This window comes from Sandarakinorhabdus sp. (genome assembly GCF_041689835.1).
In the GTDB taxonomy this organism is placed as follows: domain Bacteria; phylum Pseudomonadota; class Alphaproteobacteria; order Sphingomonadales; family Sphingomonadaceae; genus Sandarakinorhabdus.
In genome coordinates, this window is the sequence record NZ_JBDNFM010000217.1 from 1 (window position 1) to 3,060 (window position 3,060).

At 63.8% G+C, this 3,060-nt stretch carries 3 protein-coding genes; 1 reads left to right on the top strand and 2 read right to left on the bottom strand.

Annotated features, from left to right (window positions below; genetic code table 11):
* On the top strand, positions 1 to 1,037 hold a 1,037-nt coding region (locus ACESL8_RS11755; RefSeq protein WP_372919069.1), incomplete at its 5' end, for a lytic transglycosylase domain-containing protein.
* A gap of 79 nt (positions 1,038 to 1,116) precedes the next feature.
* Here ACESL8_RS11755 and ACESL8_RS11760 read toward each other — a convergent pair.
* Both ACESL8_RS11760 and ACESL8_RS11765 read right to left on the bottom strand, forming a co-directional pair.
* Complete coding sequence (locus ACESL8_RS11760; protein ID WP_372919071.1) at positions 1,117 to 1,905, bottom strand: polyphosphate kinase 2 family protein; 789 nt, start codon at positions 1,903 to 1,905, stop codon at positions 1,117 to 1,119.
* 72 nt (positions 1,906 to 1,977) lie between these two features.
* Positions 1,978 to 3,060, bottom strand: a 1,083-nt coding sequence (locus ACESL8_RS11765; protein WP_372919073.1) for an amino acid--tRNA ligase-related protein, incomplete at its 5' end; no start/stop codon positions are given.

Here is a 3,060-nt window from a genome sequence, read left to right on the forward strand (position 1 = left end):
GGCGCTGGCTGGCGCTGCGGCGGCTGGGTCAACCGGCGCAGGCGCTGGGCCATCTCCGCGCCGCGCGGGCTGTGGCGCAAACGCCGATCAGTCAGGCCCGCGGCGATTATTGGGCCGGGCGCGCCGCCGATGCCGCCGGCCAGCGCGATGCAGCGCGGCAGTTTTACACCGCCGCCGCCCGCCATCCGGATTATTTCTATGGCCAGCTGGCCAGCGAGCGACTGGGCCTGCCCCTGGCTTTGGTTGGCCGGCCGCTGCCCGCTGTCGATGCCAACACCGCCGGCAATTTTCGCGCCGAAGCGCGGGTGCGCGCGGTGTTTGCGTTGGCCGAGGTTGATCGCGGCCGGCAGACGATTTTCCTCAAGCAGCTTGCCGATACCGCGCAAACACCGGCGCGCGCCGGGCTGGTGGCCGGGCTCGCGGCGCCGTTGGGCCGCCCCGATGCGGGCGTGCATGCCGGCAAGGCTGCGCGCGGCACGGCGGAACTGGCGATGATTTCAGCCGCGTTCCCGGTGTTGCCGTTGCCCGAAAGCCTGATGAGCCGCTTCGTCATCATCCACGCCATTGCCCGGCAGGAAAGCCAGTTCGATCGCACTGCGCGGTCCAGCGCCAACGCGCTTGGCCTGATGCAGCTGCTGCCCGGTACCGCAGCCGAACAGGCGCAGAAAATGGGCCTGCCCGCCAGCCCGGCCAGCCGGCTGACGCAAGATCCGGTGTGGAACGTCACGCTGGGCAGCGGTTTCATCGAGCGGCTGCGCGGCGGCTATGGCGGATCGGCGCCGCTGGCGGTGGCGGCGTATAACGCCGGGCCGGGCAATGTGCGGCGCTTTGTGGCCCAAAACGGTGACCCCCGTGGTAATCCCAAAGACGGCGACATGATCGACTGGATCGAAAGCATCCCGTTTTCCGAAACGCGCAATTATGTGCAGCGAGTGCTGGAAAATGCCGTGGTGTATGAAACCCTGTATCCGGAACGGGCGACGACGAAGGGACCCAACCGGCTGAGCGAGTGGCTGGGGAAAACCACGCCGGGGTGAAGGGAAGGCATCGGCACAACCAACCTCGTCATGCTGAACTTGCTTCAGCATGACGAAACCTCTCTGGGGGACGTTGCCTTCAATCCAGCTTCTTGCCCAATGCCTTTTCGGCAATCGCCTTCAACTCTGCATCCGGCTCCGGCCAGCGCAGATCAACGCCGGCCCCCAGCGCATCGCAGATCAGTTCCAGGCTGCGCACCCGCGCCCATTTCTTGTCATCGGCGGCCACGACATGCCACGGCGCAGCGGGCGGTGAGCAGGCGCGGAACATGTCCTCATAGGCGCTGACATAGTCGGCGCGGCGGGAGCGATTGTGATAATCGTCTTTGCCGGTTTTCCAGCGTTTCCAGGGTGTAATCAGCCGTTCCTCAAGGCGCTTGTCCTGTTCATCCTGGGTGATGTGCAGAAAGATTTTCACCAGCCGCACGCCATCGGCGAGCAGCAGCGCCTCGAAATCGTTGATCTCCTTGTAGGCTTCGCGCCAGCGCGGTTCGGGCGTGAAACCGTCCACCCGCTCCACCAGCACGCGGCCATACCAGGTGCGATCGAACACCGCGATTTCGCGGTTGCCGGGCAGGCGCTGCCAGAACCTCCACAGATAATGGTGGGCGGCCTCGTCGCGCGTCGGCGCCGCGATCGACCACACCTTGGAGAAACGCGGATCAAGCGTGGCGTTCATCCGCGTCACCAGCCCGCCCTTGCCCGATGCATCCCAGCCTTCGATGGCCACGATGCCCTTGAGCCCCTGCACGATATAGGCGGCCTGGATCAGCTCCAGCCGGTGTTGCAGGGCTTCCAGCCGGGTTTCATAATCGCGGCGCGGCAGATCATGATCGACTTCGAAATCGGCGAGGTTGTGCGGGCTCATGCGGTGCAGGCTAACGTGCCCAAGCTGTGACGCAAGACCAATCACCTCTCCCCGGCGGGGAGAGGTGAAAGCTCAGTCTACGATGCGAAGATGCAACTCACGCAGTTGCTTGGCCGTCGCCGGCGCCGGTGCGTTCATCATCAGGTCTTCGGCCTTCTGCGTCATCGGGAACACGATGACTTCGCGGATGTTGGGCTCGTCGGCGATCAGCATCACCATGCGGTCCACGCCCGGCGCCGAACCGCCGTGCGGCGGCGCACCGAACTTGAAGGCGTTGATCATGCCGGAGAAATTGGCATCCACCTGTTCCTGGGTGTAGCCGGCGATTTCGAACGCCTTGTACATGATGTCTGGCCGGTGGTTGCGGATGGCGCCCGACGACAGTTCAACACCGTTGCAGACGATGTCGTACTGAAACGCCAGAATCGTCAGCGGGTCCTGGGTTTCCAGCGCTTCGAGTTCGCCCTGCGGCATTGAGAACGGGTTGTGGCTGAAATCGATCTTCTTGGCGTCTTCGTCATAGTCGAACATCGGGAAATCGACGATCCAGCAGAATTTATAGGCGTGTCGCTCGATGATGTTCAGTTCCTGGCCGATGCGGGTGCGCGCGAGGCCCGCCAACTTGGCAGCCGGAGCTTCCTTGCCGGCAGCAAAGAAACAGCCATCGTCGGGGCCAAGGCCAAGTGCGTCGTACAGCGCAAGCATGCCGGCTTCGCCGTGGTTCTTGGCGATGGGGCCGCCGAACTCGCCGCCCTTGCGGGTGACATAGCCAAGGCCGGCAAAGCCTTCGCCCTTGGCCCATTCGTTCATGTCGTCGAAGAATTTGCGGCTTTTTTCGGCCGTGCCGGGCGCCGGGATGGCGCGTACCACGTTGCCGGTTTCGACCAGCTTGGCGAACAGGCCGAAGCCCGAACCGACGAAGTGCGCGCCGACATCGCTGATCACCAGTGGATTGCGCAGATCGGGCTTGTCGTTGCCGTATTTCAGCATCGATTCCGCATAGGGAATGCGCGGAAATGCGCCCTTGGTGACGGCCCACGGATCACGGCCGCCAAAGCCGGAAAATTCGTCGAACACGCCGGCCAGCACCGGTTCGATGGCGGCAAACACATCGTCTTGCGTGACGAAGCTCATTTCGAAATCGAGCTGGTAAAA